A 17,297-nucleotide genomic window follows, 5' to 3' on the forward strand; every position below is an offset into this window, starting at 1 on the left:
TAAGACTATTGAGTGATGGCGTGGTTCTGCGAGCGTGCAGTTGACCGAACTGCAGAATTGCAGCGGTAGGAGGAAAACAGTTCCCGCGCCGATGCCCCTTACCGCCCACTATTAACATCTGGTTTACTGTGCTCACGATAATTACAAAAACTCAGGAGTCATGTATGCAACCGATTCGTCTCGGTCTGGTGGGCTACGGCAAGATTGCGCAGGATCAACACGTCCCCGCCATCCACGCCAACCCCGCATTTGAGCTGGTGGCTGTCGCTACGCAAGGGCAGCCGTGTGCCGGGGTGGAGAACTTCAAGTCGCTGGGTGAGTTGCTCGAGAGTGGAGTGCAGGTTGACGCTATTGCGTTCTGTACGCCCCCGCAAGGTCGGTTTGCCCTGGTGCAAGAGGCGTTGGCGGCAGGCAAACACGTGCTGGTCGAGAAACCGCCATGTGCGACGCTGGGTGAGGCGATGGCGTTGGTGGCGCACGTGTCGGAGCAGGGCGTCAGTGGTCTGTTCGCCTGGCATTCGCGTTACGCGCAGGGTATCGAAGCGGCGCGTGAGTGGTTGTCCACTCGCACCCTGCACAGCGTTCAGATCGACTGGAAGGAAGATGTGCGCAAATGGCACCCTGGGCAGGCGTGGATCTGGCAGCCCGGTGGCCTGGGTGTGTTCGATCCGGGTATCAACGCCCTGTCGATAGTGACTCACCTGCTGCCACTGCCATTGTTCGTCGAATCTGCCGAACTGCGCGTGCCGAGCAACTGCCAGTCGCCAATTGCCGCTTCTATCAAGATGTCCGACACGCGCCACCTCGATATTCGTGCCGAGTTCGACTTCGATCACGGTCATGACGAACTCTGGAGCATCGAGATTCGTTGCGCCGAAGGCACCTTGCGCCTGGATAACGGCGGCGCGCTGTTGAGTATCGATGGCGTGCGCCAGACGGTTTCGGAGGAAGGCGAGTACGCGGCGGTGTATCGACACTTCCAACAGTTGATCGGCAACAAGGCCAGTGACCTGGACCTGCAACCGTTGCGGCTGGTCGCGGACAGTTTTTTCGTGGGCAGTCGGGCATCCGTTGAACCGTTCTACGACTAAGAGCCTCTCAGGTACAGGTGGGGGCAAGCGCTTTGTCGGCCCCCGCACACGTCAGCCTGACAAGAGAGCAGAAATTGGACAAAAAACAGCCTTGGCCTTGCAGTGAGCAGGAGTTGTCAGAAGTGCGACGGTTTAATAAAACCCTCGCGCGAATGCCGCGTTTCCAGATCCGCAATCGTGTTACACCCCGGTTGATTCAGGCGTTATTGCGTGCGGCTCAGATTGGCAGCGCTTTCAAACCGGGAGGGCATGGGCTGCAGATTGAAAAAAGAACGGTCAGCACGGATAACGTACCGGTCCCCGTGCGTATCATCAGGCCCAAAGGCAAACCCAGAGGCGTGGTGTTCGATATTCACGGTGGCGGATGGGTGATTGGCAACGCCCAGATGAACGATGAGCTCAACGTCGGCATGGTCAACGCCTGCAATGTTGCAGTGGTTTCGGTCGATTACCGGCTGGCGGTGACAACCCCCATTGAAGGCCTGATGGAAGATTGCTTTTCTGCCGCCTGCTGGCTGTTGGGCAAAGACTGCGAGGAGTTTGCCGGCCTGCCGGTTATCGTGGTCGGAGAATCCGCTGGCGGGCATCTTGCCGCAGCCACGCTTCTGAAATTGAAAAGCCGACCTGATCTGCTCGAGCGGATAGTGGGTACGGTCCTGTACTACGGCGTCTACGACCTGACGGGCACCAAGAGCGTACGCACCGCAGGCCCCGAAACACTGGTGCTGGATGGCCCGGGCATGGTCGGTGCAATGCGTTTGCTTACCCCCGACCGAAGCGACGATAAACGCCGCGAACCGCCACTATCGCCTTTGTATGGCGACTTGACTGACTTGCCGCCTGCACTGATGTTCGTCGGGGAGATTGATCCGCTTCTGGACGACACACTGCAAATGGCCGAGCGCTGGGCCGACTCGGCAGAGGTCGAAATGCACCTCATGCCCGAGTCGCCGCATGGCTTCATCCACTTCCCGACTACCTTGGCGCGCAAGGCTCTGGTGCGCAGCCGTGAATGGATCAATGAGCGGATCGACGCGCTGGGTTGAGCTCGCCTCTCAGCCTATCTCCGCGACCCACTTCGATACTGGGTCGCCACTGCTCAAGCCCGGCTGCACAAGACCGTCGATCATGAAGGTCGGCGAGACGTGTATGCCGTTCTGGCGGGCGTATTTAGCGTGCCATTTCACGGCGTGCTCAAGCTCGGGATTGGCGAAAGCGTCACCCAGCGCAAGGCCGCTGTAACGCTCGATACGCGCGATGATGTCATTGGGCGTCGCGTCCATGTTCGGGCCGCTTGCGTGGTGTTCAAACTCGAACTCTTCACGGTGCGAGGCAACCGCTGTCATGACGGCCTTGGCGCTTTCCTTTCCGCCTTCCAGCGTCGCAGCCGCCAGAATGCAGCGCACGATAACGCCCGAAAACATGTGCCAGGGCTGGGATTGCAGGCGGATTTTGACAGTGATTTTGTCTTCTCCGGCCTGAGCCAGCAGCTCATCGAGCTTGAAGAACGCCTTCACTGAAAAAGGGCAGGTTGGCTCAAGGAAGACTTCGAACAGACGAGGCCCGCGGCCCCAGGAAAGTACGTCTGAATACATGGTCGTGTTGCTCCCGTCGATGGTTGTACAGAAAACGCGCCGGGCTGGTTGCCCGCGCCGGGCATGGTCACGAGAAGCATTCTCCCGGACACCTCTCGCTCCTCACGCAGAGCATTGGCGCGAGACAAACAGGCGCGCCGGGCTGATTGCCCTGCGCCGCGCATGGTCACGAGAAGTAATTTCCCGCACACCTCTCGTTCCTCACGCTCCGCGTGGGAATGCAGTTCGTGACGCTCCGCGTCACATTGCAACTTTGACGCCACGAGATGAAGGCGCCATAAAGCCTGAACTGTGGATCATGCGGATTTGAGAGCAAGTTCGTGCACGAGTTCGATTTTCAGGCCAGCAATGCGCTAATCCAGCGAATCTGCTGCGCAACCTCCTGCCATTTTTCTTCGCTCACGCCTTTCTGTGCCCTTTCGAAGTTGTTCAGCGTTTTCTGTTTTTTGCCCAATAAACGCTGCCACTTGAGCAGAAATGCCGGGCTGCGCGCCTGCATCTGCAGCGGGCCGAAATACAGCTCCTCGGCGGTGTATTTAACGGGGCCGGTGCGCTCGGCGACGATGATTTCGTAGTCGAAACGGTTTTCCCGCAGCACCTCTTCGCTGACGATGCGGTAATCATGCTCCATCAGCCAAAGCCGCAACGGCTGCTCGCCGCCATTGGGTTGCAGGATCAGACGTTCCTGACCGCTCAGGCGCGCTTTGCCACGTTCAAGGATGTCGCGGATCGTCTCGCCACCCATGCCGCACATGCTGACCGCCGTTATCCCGTCTTCCGCCTCAATCGCCGCCAGACCATCGGCCAGACGCACGCAGACCTGTTGCTCCAGTTCGTTCTCGCGCACGGTGCGTTCGGCTGCGTGGAACGGCGTCAACGCCACCTCGCCAGCCACCGCCGCCGAGATGGCACCACGGTTCAGCAGCGCCACCGGCAGATAACCGTGATCCGAGCCGATATCAGCCAGCCGCGCACCGGCGGGTACGTGCGTCGCCACGCGCTCAAGGCGCATGGACAATCTCTGTTCGTTCAACGGCAACCCCTTTCAGCACAAGCGTCCGGCAGCACGGCCGGGTCCGGGCGCGATTCTGTAGAGCAACGCAGCGTATTTCAACTTCCCGCGACATAGCCCGCGACTCGACCCCTAACTGACGCTCGCGTAGGCTTGGCGTTTTCCGTCCTTTGCAAAGCAGAGATCTTATGGCAAACGCAGACATCATCTTCACCCCCGATCCCGATGCGGACTCCATCTCGTCGGACGTCGCCGACTTCAACGGCGTGCTGGTCAGCACCCAGATCCCGACCCATCCAGATGGCAGCCTGGAACTGGGCGGCATCATCGAGCAGAGCGAATGCACCCTGCGGGCCCTGAAAGATGCATTGGAACGAGCCGGTAGCTCGATGGACCGCGTCATGCACCTGACCATCTACCTGACCGACATGGCAGATCGCGCCGCTTTCAACGAAGTGTACAAACGCTTCTTCAAAAAGCCGTGGCCAGTGCGCGCAGCAGTGGGCGTGGCAGCGTTGGCGGTTGAGGGTATGCGCGTGGAAGTAACGGCGATGGCGGCCAAGGCGGGCTGAATGCAGTCGCTCGTCCCACACTCTGCGTGGGGACGCATTTTGTAACGCTCTTCGTCATAACATGCTTGTCATGAATAATGAGGCGAAACACATCTGTCAGCCTCCAGCAGCACTAAACATAAGGAGATGTATGTGAGACCGGGTCGTAGACTGTTGATGATCGCGGGAGGGCTGGCAGTGCTGGGTTTTGTTGGCCATGCCGTATATGAAGCTCTGCCCGGTGATATGGGTAATGATCATATCAATGTCGTATGCGAGGAGGTTGTTAGCGGGCGCTTTAATGGAGACGGGACCATTGATAATTCAAAAAAGAAGACACGAAAGTGTTCTTCGGATCTTCGTACCCTTTCTGCCCATTACGTGGTGCTTGATGACGACGTCTATTGGATGAACCAAGTACGTTATAGGGAGAAACCCTGTATTACTGGCGCCGGTGATGCCTCAGGAGCGATTAGTAACTTTTCGTTTTCATGCCTGTTATCAAAACAAGGTCAGATCAACTCGATCGAGACGCGCGAGCTTAACCTGGTGGCACATTACTTGCCTTCCTTCAAGCCGCTGGAGGGCAGCCTTCAGGGGATTGCTGACTGGCAGACTGATCAGCTTGCCTATTACGCCAAAGACGATATTTCTGTTTACTATGAGGGACGAAAGATAAAGGGCGCAGATCCACATCTTTTTTCGGTGGTTTTTCCTTTGGGCGATGACAAAAAGTGGCGCAGTCTTAGTGTCTCTATGAGCGGCAACGAGATGTTCGTCGGGGGTTTGAGTATTGGCGACATTGATTTATACGATTTTCGTCCGTTGATTCCTGTTGATTGTCCTGAACACGGTATTTCTGAATGTGCGGGGCATAGAGAGTTAGAAGATTTTTTAAAGTATGATAATTGGGGTCAAGGCCTGCTGGGGGTGGTAGGCAATGATCTCGTCTTTCTGCATACCTCTGGCGCTGAGCGATTTGCTGATATGGCGTCTTCCGACACATTTATGTTCGCGACCAGCAAGAAAATCTATGTTTACACCAAAGCGAAATTTTATGAACTCGGCGGTGAGTATTCATTTAATAAAAAATTGGTACCGATGGACGTGAATGACTTTACAAATAATCGTGGGTGATTCGATTTTTGCGATGGCGGCGAAGGCGGGCTAACCATAAGGAGATGGAATGCTACAGATACTGGGCAAAGCCTCATCGATCAATGTCCGCAAAGTGCTCTGGACCTGTGCAGAGTTGGACATCCCGTTCAAACGGCAGGACTGGGGCTCTGGTTTCAGGGAAACCAACACGCCTGAATTCATGGCACTCAACCCTAATGCGATGGTTCCAGTTATTGAGGACGATGGCTTCGTTCTGTGGGAGTCGAACACGATCATCAGGTACCTGGCGAACCGCAGCAACGCCGTGCATCTCTATCCAGCGGACGCAATAGCCAGAGCCAGAGTGGATCAATGGATCGACTGGCAGGCCACAGATCTCAACAAATCCTGGGGTTATGCCTTCATGTCGCTGGTCAGGCACAGCGTCGCCCATCAAGACCCTGACGCGCTGGCTGCCGGATGCCGTCAATGGACCCGACACATGGCGATCCTGGATCGACAGCTTGATGCTACCGGGGCGTACGTTAGCGGCAGCGAGTTTTCGCTGGCAGACATCCCGATGGGCCTTTCAGTAAATCGGTGGTTTGAAACCCCGTTAAGTCATTCAGACTTCCCGGCAGTTAAGGCCTATTACGAACGACTGAGCGAACGTCCCGGCTACCGCTTGCACGGCCGAAACGGAACGCCGTGAGCCTTATACCCGAGCCCTGCATCGAATATTGACTCGCCCGTGGAACCAGATCCCGTTGCTTGCCACCAAGACGACAATGAGTTTCCGGGGACGCATATGATCAACCTCACCAGCATTGCATCTTCGTTGGCGCGTGTAGCGCTCAGCGATTCGACAAAGCCAACGATAGACCGCGCGATGAACGTCGTTAGCCATATCGCTGGCAAAGTGGCGTTGCAGGTCAACAGCTCATTGCTGGAGCAGAAAGGCCGGCTTAACGAGCGTCAGCAGAAAGGCCTCGCGGTAATCCTGGACGCATTGCGCGGCAAGGAACCGGTGACCAATGTCGAGACTCACGAAGGCGGAGGCCGATTCAATCTGGCGCGAGCTGCCTTCGACGTGGCCAGCGTTGTCTGGGAGCGCGACAAGTCGATGCATAACGTGATGAGCTTTTTGGGCGTCAGCGACAGCCAGGGCAAGATGTTGTTCTCTCTGGGCAAGAAGCTGACCGACGCGATGGCCAAGCTTGAACCCGCGCAGGGCAAGGATAACTGTGAGGCGCACCACGCGTTCTTCTCCAGCAACCTGAAGCTGAACAAGCTGATGAACGACATCGCTGACCAGTTGATCAACGAGATTCGTCAGTCGAACACTGATCGCGTACGACGACCCACACCGGGCCCATCCTGGAGACCTGAAAGCGCCCAACAGCAAGCACATCCGCAAACGCCTCCACGCACTCGCCCGCAGGCCAACAGCACACCGCCGCCACCACCGAAAGCAAACCCCAATGCAGGCGCTGAGCGGCCTTCAACACAACGGCCCCACGACACACCAGCCGCTGACGCTTCCGCGAAGGTGGGCGATTCCGCCCCCGCCAAGTCACCCGTCAAGCCGTTGTACGAACACTTGGGACTCTCGGACATGACGGCAGACCTCTCCGCAGTCAAAACGGCCTACAAGAAAGCCTCGCTGAAGAATCATCCTGATAAGAACGTCGGTAACGAGGCTGAGGCGACTGAACGTTTCAAAATGATTTCAAATGCGTTCAGGATTTTGTCCGATCCAGAATTGCGCAAGAAATACGACAATGGCCTTATTAATGAGAAGGGCGACGAGGTCCAAGTCTGATTCTCCGGCGTGATGCCGCTCAGGGCCGCTCTATTGAGCAGCGGGCACAATGCGTAAGCAGACCAGATAACTAAACCTGTTCTTCGTCGATCACACGGAAAAGCGTTCTTCTATTGCCTCGGAAAAATGCGTGCAGTTTATTCGCGCAAAACGCTGGTAGTCGCGCGATACCGAGAACGCCGAGCCTGGCATCAGCAAGATCTTGTGTTGTTCAAGTTTCTTCATGAAGGGCTCCAGGTTAGGGATGTCCGGGTGATAGGCCCAGATGAACATGCCGCCCTGTGGCGCTATGTCGAACTGCCATCCTCTTGCACGCAAGGCGCGCTGAGTCTGGACCTGTTGACTGATCAGCCTTTGCTGAACATTCTGCATGTGCCTTGCGTAGGTACCATCTGCCAGAATGGTGTTGACGAACCGTTCGCAAAACGCTGGAACGGCGACGCACGTCAGCAGCTTCAGACGGGTCAGGGGTTCTATGAGTTCTTGCGAGCAGGCGATATAGCCCACGCGCAGCGAGGCGGAGAGGCACTTGGAAAAGCTGCCGACGTAAATCACCCGATCCAGATTGTCCAGTTCCTCAAACGTCTGGCGGACAGTAGGGCTGAAGTAGCCATACACATCATCCTCGACCACAAAGAACTCGTGCTCTACAGCAAGGCGCAAAACCTTGAAAGCGTTGTGCGGGCTGATGTTACTGCCGGTTGGGTTGTGAAAAGTGCTATTGCAGAAGAACGCTTTGACGGTGTGTTTGGTCAAGTAGCTTTCCATCTCAGCGATATCTGGCCCGTCCTGAGTCCTCCGCACGCCAACAACGTGCCCGCCTGCCAACTGGATCAACCTGATCAGGTTTCCATTGCCCGGCTCGTCTACGAATACATGATCGCCCGGCTTGATCAGCAGTCTGGCGACCAGATCCAGCCCCTGTGTCGCCCCGAGAGTGCTAAGAATCTGACTCGGTCGAATATCGATACGGGTCAGCCGCTTCATGTGCACGCATAGCTGTTTGCGCATGGGCAGATACCCCGAGATGTCACCGTACTCGGCCAGCGAACTCTGCTCTAGCCGCGCCGTGCGCCGAATGGCCTTGGCCAGCAACTCGGTGTCTCGCCATGCCGGTGGCAGCCAGCCACATCCCAGTTTGGTGTAGTGCGGTCCGGCTTGTAGAAGCCTGAACAGCGGATCCGCACTCATGCACTCTGGTTCGCGCGGATTCACCGCTTGCGACGCACCGCTGGTGACAAAGTAGCCACGTCCTGGAGAGGCCGAGAGCAGACCTTCACTCACCAGACGCGCGTAGGTCGATACAGCATCGTGATAGCTGGCGTCAGACGTCGAGGCCAGTTTTCTGATTGAAGGCATTCGCGTGGACGTAACGGCGATGGCGGCTAAGCCCGGCTGATCTCAGTCGTTTGTGATCTTGACTCGATTTGATCATGGCTCCCCTGGGAACCGTCCATGTCACTAACTCCTCTCTATTTGATCAAATCTGGCTATTCTGGGTAGCAGGCGACAGAAGGTGCCTCTCTATCAGGTCCCTCCGAGTAGAAGATCGCCGATTTGACTCTAGCGCGCCCGTATCCTAAATAACTCGGTTGTCTTTGATTATTTATCCTTGCCTTGCATAGCTTGTACAGTTCAAAAGATCAAGGCGAAGTCAAAATAAATTTATAATTTAATTTCAGTAGGCTAGAGCTCAGGAGTTTCCGCAGTAGTCCCTACGAAGCTTGACTCCCTCCCGTAAAGCCTGCAATGTAGGCAGATGGCTACTACGCAGAAATGGATGTTATGCATGGAATTCATAGTCGAATTTATTTTATCGCCAAATCCAAGCTCTTTCTCGCTAGTTGTCTATTAGTTTTTGAAATTGATAATTAACGGTGGGGATTTAATGCGTATTAATATTTCAGAGTATGAAATACATAATCTATATGGTTTGTACAATCATAAGATTGTATTTAATCCTAGTGAGAATGTTTCAATACTGCATGGTCCTAACGGTGTTGGGAAAACAGCTTTATTGAAAAGCCTAAATTTCTTATTCAATAAGAATTTTTCTGCGTTGGGGAAAATTCCATTTTCAAAGATTCATGTGAAATTAAGTGATGATACTGAAATAAATATAAAAAGAGTGGGAGTTACCCAGGAAGAGCTTTGGAGTCAGTCTGTTGATATCGCGCATAGGATAGACATTGATATAGTTAAAAATAAAAAAAATATAATCTCGCACAGTATTTCAGATGAGATGACGAAGTCGGGTGTTAATCTGCCACCTTGGTTCGTGCGAGTAGGATTGGATACATGGATGGATGAACGAACGGGAGAAGAGGTTTCTCGTGATATGTTGGCTATGTATACTCGCCATAATCTTAAAGCTAAAGATAAAAAAAATGCCCAGTATCTCGAAGAGATATTTTCTAAGGTGAAAGTACATTTTGTCGAAACCAATAGGTTGTATCGTCAAGCTGTTAATCCTTCTTGGCAAAAGAGTAAGTCTCCTGAGATGGTTGTTTCAGTTCATGATTGTGCGAAGCACTTAGTTGCACAAGTTGGTACGGCCTTGAAGGATTATGGCAAGAAGTCGCAAGAGCTAGATCAATCATTTCCACACCGTTTTATCTCTGAGCGTGCAATTCCGATGGGGTTGGACGAACTAAAGTCTAGGTTGAATGATTTGGCTACTCAGTTGAAAAATCTTAGAGATATTGGATTGTTAGATGTTGAGGTGATACAGCCGTTTAATACCGAAAGTCTTGATACTGTCGAGCAGAAAAAAGTGGAGATCATGAATCTTTATGTGCGCGATAGTGAAACTAAGCTTGCTGTTTTTGATGAGTTGTCAAAGCGGGTGCAGTTGTTTCTCAAAAGCCTTAATAAGAAATTCAGAAATAAAAGTGTTTCACTGAGTCGGGAGAAAGGGCTTGTAGTTAGAGGTCCTGGAGAGCGACCTCTCCCCTTGGATGCGCTTTCGTCTGGCGAGCAGCATGAGATGGTTCTGTTGTACGAGCTTTTGTTTAAGGTTCCAGTAGATACTCTGGTTCTAATAGATGAGCCAGAGCTGTCGTTACATGTCATTTGGCAAAAGGCTTTTCTTCCTGAATTAATATCGATTGCGGAGGAAGCTCAATTTTATTCTATTGTAGCTACACATTCACCATTTATAGTTGGTGAGCGTTTCGATCTTATGACTGCTTTGGATTCGGATCAAGAACAATGATAGCTTGGAATAGAACAGTCGGTGATATAGTTTCTGAGATTAAAATGATGCAAACCAGTTTTAAGGGTTTCTTTTGGCTAGTGGAGGGGCCGAGTGATATTAGGTTCTTTACTTCAAGAAAATTTGCAAATGTTGAACTGATCGTTGGCGGTGGAAAACTTAATGTGGTCAACTCTGTGAAAGCGTTGTCCAGAGAGAATGATGGTTTTAAAGTTTTAGGGATAGTTGATGCAGACTATGATTGGTTGATTAGGAGTGAACATCGTCCAAATAATATAATTACGACTGATCCTCGTGATTTAGAAGGTGTGTTGATTCGATCAAGCGCTTTCGATAAGGTTCTGTCTGAGTATGCAGATGAAGCGAAAGTTAAAGAGTTTGAGCAAAAAAATAAATGCACCGTTCGTGAATATTTGCATGATTTAAGTGTTTTTTTCGGTCGTATTAGGGCGTTCAATGATATTGCTCGCAAGGTAGACTTGAAAAAGCTAAAGCCGCAAAGATTTATGGAGAAAGGGAAATGGTCGTATGATTTTGATGATGTGCTTTCGGTTTCAGTTAGCCTAGGTGTGAGTGCATCAGTGGAAGAGCTTATTAAAGGTATGTATGCTTTGCCTGAAGTTGAATCTTGGAATTATGTCAGAGGCCATGATGCAGTTGATATTTTTGCTGGTGGGTTGCTAACTGAGCTTGGTCGTGGTGTCAAGCTAGATGCATTCATGATTGAGTCTGTTCTTAGAGTAGGAATCCAAGATCATGAATATTATGATACAAAGCTTTATAAGTCTATTTCAGGGTGGCATGAGGCCAACGAAATATAAAGTGTGGCGCATAGTCGCAATTTTGATAAATAACTTATTAGCTTAGATTGTGCTTTAATTCTGAGAATGGTTGCTTTTATCTTGCTGGTATTCTTATGGATGGGCTTTTGATAAATGGGTGGTTTTAAATATCTGCAACTTACTTTTGGCAGCTTTACCTGCGGCGGCCCGCCAAGCCATGACCCCCCGCCACGAAGCTGTCCTCAAGGCCCTTCCCGGTGCGGGCAGAACATGCGTGTGCCGGTCGCGCTGGTTGAGGAACGCTAGCTAGCCGGGCAGACTATTCTGATATGAAGGCCGCGCAGCGCGGGAGCGCTTGGCCAGTGAGCTGGGCAAAATGGCTTGCGAAACCGCGGTTGTTGCATTCGCCTGAAAAGCTGGGTCGGTTCAAAGACGCGTATTGAAGTGGGTACTGAGGGCGCTCTTACGCGTCGCTTGCAGGACGACCCAACCTTGGAGGGCGTAGGGCTGCTGATTTTTGATAAGTTTTATGTTACCAAGAGTGTGGCCAGTCCGGCGCTTCAATTGCCAGCATTGCTCTCAGCCATAATCTCAACGCAAACCTCGCTCAGACGATGGATTCGGTTATAAAAGCAGAAAAGCACAGCGCTGCAACCTGCATTCATTCCATTAACCATACGTTTGGCCGAAAAAAAATTGCACGCAGTATCATCAAATATATGCTTCGAAATTCGGCACTCGGGACGAATGACAGAAATCTTTCATTCGCCCGCTTTTTTTGTTTTTACTCCCCCGCTAGCGGGCTACTCACTCCCCCAGAATCCCCACTCGGTATACTCCCCGCATCTCTCAGGGAGCCCCCATGATCTCGTTACCCATCGATGCCGTCCTGCCAGCCCTGCGCCAGGCCCTGACCACGCGCCATGAAGCCGTACTCGAAGCCCCTCCCGGCGCGGGCAAGACCACGCGTGTGCCGCTCGCGCTGCTTGAGGAAACCTGGCTGGCCGGGCAGACCATTCTGATGCTGGAGCCTCGGCGACTGGCGGCAAGAGCGGCTGCCGAGCGGTTGGCCAGTGAGCTGGGTGAGAAGGTCGGCGAGACGGTGGGTTATCGGATTCGTCTGGAAAGCCGGGTCGGCCCGAAGACGCGTATTGAAGTGGTGACTGAGGGGATTCTCACGCGTCGCTTGCAGGACGACCCTGCGCTGGAAGGTGTGGGGCTGCTGATTTTCGATGAGTTTCATGAGCGCAGTCTGGATGCTGATCTGGCATTGGCCCTGAGCCTCAATGGTCGTGAGCTGTTTCGTGACGATCAGCCGCTGAAGATTCTGCTGATGTCGGCCACGCTGGAAGGCGAGCGGCTGGCGGCGTTGCTGGACGACGCGCCGGTAGTGCGCAGCGACGGGCGGATGTTTCCGGTGACGATGCAGTGGGGGCGTCCTTTTCAGCCCGGTGAATTCATCGAGCCGCGTGTCGTGCAGACGGTACTGGATGCGCTGGGCAGCGAGTCCGGCAGCCTGCTGGTATTTCTGCCGGGGCAGGCCGAGATTCGTCGGGTCAACCAGCAACTGGCAGAAGCGCTGGACGAACGCGCCGACATCCTGCTTTGCCCTTTGCATGGCGAGCTTGATCTGAATGCGCAGCGTGCGGCCATCGAGCCTGCCCCCAAAGGTACGCGCAAGGTCGTGCTGGCGACCAATATTGCGGAAACCAGCCTGACCATCGACGGCGTGCGTGTGGTGATCGATGCCGGGTTGGCGCGAGTGCCGCGTTTCGATCCGGGCAGCGGCATGACGCGTCTGGAAACACAGCGTATCTCCCGTGCCAGCGCCACCCAGCGCGCCGGGCGGGCAGGGCGGCTGGAGCCGGGTGTGTGTTATCGGCTGTGGTCAGAAGCGCAACACGATCAACTGGCCGCCTACGGCGCTGCAGAAATTCTTCAGGCGGATCTCGCCGGGCTTGCGCTGCAACTGGCGCGCTGGGGCGTCACGCCTGCGCAACTGGTCTGGCTTGATGTCCCGCCAGCGGCGGCTTATGCACAGGCGCAGGATTTGCTGGTGCGGCTTGAGGCGCTGAGCAATCAGCCGGGCCAACCGCCAGCGCTGACGCCACACGGTCAGGCGATGGCTGAGCTGCCTGCTCATCCGCGCATCGCGCATCTGCTGCTGTGCGGTCATGCATTGGGCTTGGGCGAACTGGCGTGTGACGTGGCCGCACTGTTGGGTGAGCGCGATATTCTGCGCGGCGGTGGGGCCGATCTGCACAGCCGTCTGACCTTGCTGGCGGGCACCGAGCGTGCTGCGCGTGGTGCACAGGGCGGTGTGCAGCGAGCTAAACAGCTGGCACGGCAATATCGCGGATACCTGCGCGGCACTGCGAAAAGCCCCGTCATCGATCCCGATCATTCACGCTGGCTGGGCGCTCTGCTGGCACTGGCCTACCCGGATCGCGTGGCACAACAACGTCGCCCCGGCGGTGCTGAATATCGATTGGCCAATGGTCGCGCGGCACTTTTTGCCGAGGCCGACGCACTGATGAAACAGCCTTGGCTGGTCATCGCAGATTTAGGCAGCCGTCAGGGGCAGCGTGAGGAACGCATCTACCTCGCTGCCGAATTCGATCCAGCGCTGTTCGACTCTGTGCTGGCCGAGCAAGTCATCACCGTGGACCAGATTGACTGGGATGAGCGCGAAGGCGTGTTCCGCGCAGAACGGCAGCGCAAGGCGGGCGAGCTTATTATCAGCCGCGGACCGCTGACCGGCCTCGATGACGCAGCCCGCAGCCAGGCATTGTTGGCGCTGGTGCGTCGCAAAGGCCTGGAACTGCTGCCGTGGACACCCGAACTGCGCCAGTGGCAGGCGCGTGTCGCGCTGCTACGCAACCTGGACATCGACAAAAGTGCAGCAAGCGAATGGCCCGACCTGAGTGACGCGCAACTGCTGGCGACACTCGAAAACTGGCTGATGCCCTACCTGGGCAAAGTCACCCGGCTCAGCCATTTCAGCCAACTCGACCTGTCCTCCATCCTGCGCAACCTCCTCCCGTGGCCAATGCCGCAACAACTGGAAGCGCAGGCTCCGCAGACCATCCAAGTGCCGTCTGGCTCGAATATCCGTATCGACTACAGTGAACAGCCGCCGATTCTGTCGGTGCGGCTGCAAGAGTTGTTTGGGTTATCTGATACCCCGCGCATTGCCAATGGGCGGCAGGTTTTGAAACTGCATTTGCTGTCTCCGGCGCGCCGTCCGGTGCAGGTGACGCAGGACTTGGCCAACTTTTGGCGGTCTACCTATATTGAGGTGAAGAAGGACCTGAAGGGGCGGTATCCGAAGCATTACTGGCCGGATGATCCGTTGGTGGCGGAGGCTACGGCGCGGGTCAAGCCGCGGGGGACTTGAGGTCGAGGAGCAACGGCTTGTAAATTAGTACTGCAAGAGGCTCAAGATATTATGGCCCCAGCCGTCAAACTCTGGTGAACGTTCACTTTGAACTGCTAGCTCTACTCCCTACAGTTTGGCGAACCGGCCTTGAAAGTAGAAGATTGGTAGGGTGAAGTGGTGATCTGATGTCTCGTAAAAACTGATCGAGATCTTGGTGCGGTGAGATAATTTGGCACGTGGTCAAGAACAGAAAAATCTAAAATTGAGTCGTCGGATAATTGACAGGAAGTTAACAATGCACGAAAGACTTTTCTTTTTATCATCAAAGTTGATGTCAGCTCAGATTGTTGATATTTTTGACTTTCTATGGCCCACATCCGTCGCTTTATGGAACCTTCGCTGGCAGGTTAAAGGCATAGTTTCTGAACGGCCTGAAATGACCGATGCTGAACTATTAGGTCGCTTTGTCGCAGGCAGCAACATCCATGGTGCTAATCTGCGGCGTTCTTGCATTGAAGTGAGCTGGGAAGCGCAGCAAGCACAGGTAGCTAAGTTTATGCTATCCGAAATTTGTGCGCTTTATGAAGCATGGTACTCTAGCTTTAATGATGAGCTAGGTGGGTTTGTAAAATCTGGCCAGCTTAAAGCATATGAAACACAAGATATAGTAGGTGAGATAGCTTCTATTGCGGAAGTGCCAGCTTTTGCAGGCAGCTACTATAAAATGCTCATAAAAGATAAGAAGTACAGTTTTGGTAAAATCAAGAACCTGATTATTTGTTATCGTTTCTTTAAAGAGCTGCGAAACGGTCAGATTCATAATGGCGGAATAGCAGGTCCGAAGCAAGTGAAGGCTTACAATCTCTATCATCCGCTCAGTGCTTCTGATTTGGGAGTGAAAGAGAAACCTGCTTATCCGGTAATTGTTCTTGGTGATAAATATTTAATAAGTCTTCGAGGGGTTGTTGGTTTTGGGGATATTGTTTTAAGGTTGATATGTTCTATAGATGCAGAGATCGCTAAAACTAATCTGGCTTTGCCCGCATTCATGGAAAAGTGGGCCTGCGCAATATCGCAGAAGCCTACTCTTCCATCATCTAAAGAATTGGCCAATTTTCGAGTTCAACAGTTTTTAAGGAAGATGAGGTTGAAGCCCCCAGCAGACTGTTCGGCCCTTCAGGGGTATCTTGTCAGTCAGAAATTAGTGAATTAGGTGAAGCGAGCAAGGAGGTCACGCGATATCTACCGTCCTGAAAGGCTGTTCAGCGGGCTCAAGGAGGCCACCGCTTTGCAAGCGCTATGACAAATCGGCCGGTAGCCGTAAGTCATGGTTCTACTGGCCTGCAACGAGAGATGCTGCGGGCAGACTTTCGGACAAACGCTAGGTCGTGTTGTTATACGTTGATTTGGACTCTGTAAACGACGCTAATGCTTTCAGCTCTCAAGTGATTGGCTGTCTTATATTCAGTTCATATATTTGAGTAGCCAAGGGTGCCTCCGAATCAGTTGATCAGTTGTCGGTTCGGCCCATTTTACGCGGGTAAGATGATGCGAATTTTGTTGACTTACAGGCTATTGCTGATGTTTTGTAATGGGGTTTCTATTGTGTTGCAGGCGTTTTGTTCTAGGTATTGATGGGTGTGCTTAAGGTATAAGGGGGTGTGAAGGTGAAGAACTCATTTTATAAGGAGCTGGCGGAGATGGCTCAGGAAGCCATTATTGCTCTTGATCAGTTCGAAAAGTTACGTGACAGTAAAGATGGTATTGTTTTTTCTATCATTAGAAAGGTAGGAGTACCTTGCCTGGATGGGACTGTCGTAAAAAAGGAAGTCTTAGAAGACATTCCTCTTCGTGCACAGATGGATTTCAGTAACTCGGTTTTTTCGATGGTGAACTTACAGTCATTGAGAGGTGGTGGGGGTAATGAAGCAATTAGGTCATCTATTTTATTTTTTAAACGTATAGTTACTGAGCTTTCTGTGCGAACAAAGCGCCACGGTACTCCTAGGATCTTCTATTCTTGGCAGTCGACCCTAGAGGGGAATGCAAATCGAAACTTTATTAGGAAATGTTTGAGTCAGGCTATTGATAGCTTGAATCAAGAACTGGAGGTTGAGGGGCGTGACGAGGCAATGCTGGACTCTGATACAGCAAACACTCCAGGTTCGCCAGATATAATAAGAACCATTTTGTCCAAGGTTGATGAGTCCACTATCTTTGTAGCAGATATTACCATGGTCAATGATAGTCAGCCCAATTCCAATGTGATGTTTGAGCTGGGCTATGCGCTGAAAGCACTTGGTGAGTCCAATATAGTGCTGTTGTTCAATGAGCACTATGGCAGCCCTAAAGACCTGCCTTTTGATTTGGGATTGAAACGCGCTATGCTCTATCGTTGCTCACCAGAAGAGGAAAACAAAGCTCCGATTCGTAAAGAATTGTCTGTCAGGTTGAAGGGAGCTATCGATATGATTTTAAAAGATCCTGGTGAATAATCTGCGGGTCTACTTAGGGTATCTTGCCAAACTAGGAAACCTTTTTCAAAGTTTCCCTCATGTCCTTGTTTTTAAAGGGTTAGAAGCTGTCAATTCATAGAGCGGTCAGTTGGTGCGAAGCATCACTGGCCGGATGACCGTTGGTGGCGGAGGCGACTACGCGGGTGAAGCCTACGGGGACGTAAGCAGGCTGTCGTTGGCTTGAGAGAAGGGACATTAATTCTATAGCTGCACAGCCTTGCGGTTAAACGCATCCGG

The 17,297-nt window shown here is 52.9% G+C and carries 13 protein-coding genes and 2 pseudogenes; 12 read left to right on the forward strand and 3 right to left on the reverse strand.

Features of this window, described 5'->3' with window-relative positions; all coding sequences use genetic code 11:
- Nucleotides 1–164: 164 nt before the first annotated feature.
- Nucleotides 165–1,091, forward strand: coding sequence for a Gfo/Idh/MocA family oxidoreductase (locus RYC18_RS01085; protein ID WP_316882055.1), 927 nt, complete (start codon nucleotides 165–167; stop codon nucleotides 1,089–1,091).
- A gap of 74 nt (nucleotides 1,092–1,165) precedes the next feature.
- Nucleotides 1,166–2,137, forward strand: a complete 972-nt coding sequence (locus RYC18_RS01090) for an alpha/beta hydrolase (protein WP_316882056.1) — start codon at nucleotides 1,166–1,168, stop codon at nucleotides 2,135–2,137.
- Between the two features lie 9 nt (nucleotides 2,138–2,146).
- Here the strand turns inward: RYC18_RS01090 and RYC18_RS01095 are convergent, their stop codons facing one another.
- Both RYC18_RS01095 and RYC18_RS01100 read right to left on the reverse strand, forming a co-directional pair.
- On the reverse strand, nucleotides 2,147–2,686 hold the full coding sequence (locus RYC18_RS01095; RefSeq protein ID WP_316882057.1) for a thioredoxin: 540 nt from the start codon (nucleotides 2,684–2,686) through the stop codon (nucleotides 2,147–2,149).
- Nucleotides 2,687–3,023: 337 nt separating this feature from the next.
- Nucleotides 3,024–3,719, reverse strand: coding sequence for a tRNA (adenine(22)-N(1))-methyltransferase (locus tag RYC18_RS01100; protein ID WP_279578746.1), 696 nt, complete (start codon nucleotides 3,717–3,719; stop codon nucleotides 3,024–3,026).
- Nucleotides 3,720–3,886: 167 nt separating this feature from the next.
- On the opposite strand from RYC18_RS01100, the gene RYC18_RS01105 reads away from it, so the two are divergent.
- From RYC18_RS01105 to RYC18_RS01120, 4 genes are all read left to right on the forward strand, one after another.
- A complete protein-coding gene (locus RYC18_RS01105) occupies nucleotides 3,887–4,270 on the forward strand; it encodes a RidA family protein (RefSeq protein ID WP_316882058.1) in 384 nt (127 codons plus the stop codon).
- A gap of 126 nt (nucleotides 4,271–4,396) precedes the next feature.
- Complete coding sequence (locus RYC18_RS01110) at nucleotides 4,397–5,386, forward strand: DKNYY domain-containing protein (RefSeq protein WP_316882059.1); 990 nt, start codon at nucleotides 4,397–4,399, stop codon at nucleotides 5,384–5,386.
- Between the two features lie 49 nt (nucleotides 5,387–5,435).
- Nucleotides 5,436–6,059 (forward strand): glutathione S-transferase family protein, encoded by a 624-nt coding sequence (locus RYC18_RS01115; protein ID WP_057423693.1) that lies wholly within the window; start codon nucleotides 5,436–5,438, stop codon nucleotides 6,057–6,059.
- Between the two features lie 96 nt (nucleotides 6,060–6,155).
- Nucleotides 6,156–7,169, forward strand: coding sequence for a J domain-containing protein (locus RYC18_RS01120; protein ID WP_316882060.1), 1,014 nt, complete (start codon nucleotides 6,156–6,158; stop codon nucleotides 7,167–7,169).
- 90 nt (nucleotides 7,170–7,259) lie between these two features.
- Here the strand turns inward: RYC18_RS01120 and RYC18_RS01125 are convergent.
- A pseudogene (locus tag RYC18_RS01125) lies at nucleotides 7,260–8,531 on the reverse strand (PLP-dependent aminotransferase family protein); the annotation flags it as partial.
- Nucleotides 8,532–9,057: 526 nt separating this feature from the next.
- Between RYC18_RS01125 and RYC18_RS01130 the strand changes: the two are divergent.
- The 6 genes and pseudogenes from RYC18_RS01130 (at nucleotide 9,058) to RYC18_RS01150 (ending at nucleotide 17,039) form a co-directional block, all read left to right on the forward strand.
- Nucleotides 9,058–10,383, forward strand: coding sequence for an AAA family ATPase (locus RYC18_RS01130; protein ID WP_316882061.1), 1,326 nt, complete (start codon nucleotides 9,058–9,060; stop codon nucleotides 10,381–10,383).
- On the forward strand, nucleotides 10,380–11,204 hold the full coding sequence (locus RYC18_RS01135) for a DUF4435 domain-containing protein (RefSeq protein ID WP_316882062.1): 825 nt from the start codon (nucleotides 10,380–10,382) through the stop codon (nucleotides 11,202–11,204). Before RYC18_RS01130 ends, RYC18_RS01135 begins: the two co-directional genes overlap by 4 nt.
- A 178-nt stretch (nucleotides 11,205–11,382) precedes the next feature.
- Nucleotides 11,383–11,795, forward strand: a pseudogene (locus tag RYC18_RS26280) (ATP-dependent helicase).
- A gap of 232 nt (nucleotides 11,796–12,027) precedes the next feature.
- The gene (gene hrpB / locus RYC18_RS01140) at nucleotides 12,028–14,562 is read left to right on the forward strand and encodes an ATP-dependent helicase HrpB (RefSeq protein WP_316882063.1); all 2,535 of its coding nucleotides are present in this window, start codon (nucleotides 12,028–12,030) and stop codon (nucleotides 14,560–14,562) included.
- A 277-nt stretch (nucleotides 14,563–14,839) separates the two neighbouring features.
- Nucleotides 14,840–15,757, forward strand: a complete 918-nt coding sequence (locus RYC18_RS01145) for a hypothetical protein (RefSeq protein ID WP_316882064.1) — start codon at nucleotides 14,840–14,842, stop codon at nucleotides 15,755–15,757.
- 487 nt (nucleotides 15,758–16,244) lie between these two features.
- Nucleotides 16,245–17,039, forward strand: coding sequence for a TIR domain-containing protein (locus tag RYC18_RS01150; RefSeq protein ID WP_316882065.1), 795 nt, complete (start codon nucleotides 16,245–16,247; stop codon nucleotides 17,037–17,039).
- Nucleotides 17,040–17,297 lie beyond the last annotated feature (258 nt).

This window comes from Pseudomonas syringae group sp. 247E2, assembly GCF_032587795.1.
In the GTDB taxonomy this organism is placed as follows: domain Bacteria; phylum Pseudomonadota; class Gammaproteobacteria; order Pseudomonadales; family Pseudomonadaceae; genus Aquipseudomonas; species Aquipseudomonas amygdali.

Excerpts from the sequence above, each read along its gene's own strand:
- RYC18_RS01085 (WP_316882055.1), top strand. The coding sequence starts at position 165 with ATGCAACCGATTCGTCTCGGTCTGGTGGGCTACGGCAAGATTGCGCAG.
- RYC18_RS01095 (WP_316882057.1), bottom strand. The coding sequence starts at position 2,686 with ATGTATTCAGACGTACTTTCCTGGGGCCGCGGGCCTCGTCTGTTCGAA.
- RYC18_RS01105 (WP_316882058.1), top strand. The coding sequence starts at position 3,887 with ATGGCAAACGCAGACATCATCTTCACCCCCGATCCCGATGCGGACTCC.
- RYC18_RS01110 (WP_316882059.1), top strand. The coding sequence starts at position 4,397 with ATGTATGTGAGACCGGGTCGTAGACTGTTGATGATCGCGGGAGGGCTG.
- RYC18_RS01115 (WP_057423693.1), top strand. The coding sequence starts at position 5,436 with ATGCTACAGATACTGGGCAAAGCCTCATCGATCAATGTCCGCAAAGTG.
- RYC18_RS01120 (WP_316882060.1), top strand. The coding sequence starts at position 6,156 with ATGATCAACCTCACCAGCATTGCATCTTCGTTGGCGCGTGTAGCGCTC.
- RYC18_RS01130 (WP_316882061.1), top strand. The coding sequence starts at position 9,058 with ATGCGTATTAATATTTCAGAGTATGAAATACATAATCTATATGGTTTG.
- RYC18_RS01135 (WP_316882062.1), top strand. The coding sequence starts at position 10,380 with ATGATAGCTTGGAATAGAACAGTCGGTGATATAGTTTCTGAGATTAAA.
- hrpB (WP_316882063.1), top strand. The coding sequence starts at position 12,028 with ATGATCTCGTTACCCATCGATGCCGTCCTGCCAGCCCTGCGCCAGGCC.
- RYC18_RS01145 (WP_316882064.1), top strand. The coding sequence starts at position 14,840 with ATGCACGAAAGACTTTTCTTTTTATCATCAAAGTTGATGTCAGCTCAG.
- RYC18_RS01150 (WP_316882065.1), top strand. The coding sequence starts at position 16,245 with ATGGCTCAGGAAGCCATTATTGCTCTTGATCAGTTCGAAAAGTTACGT.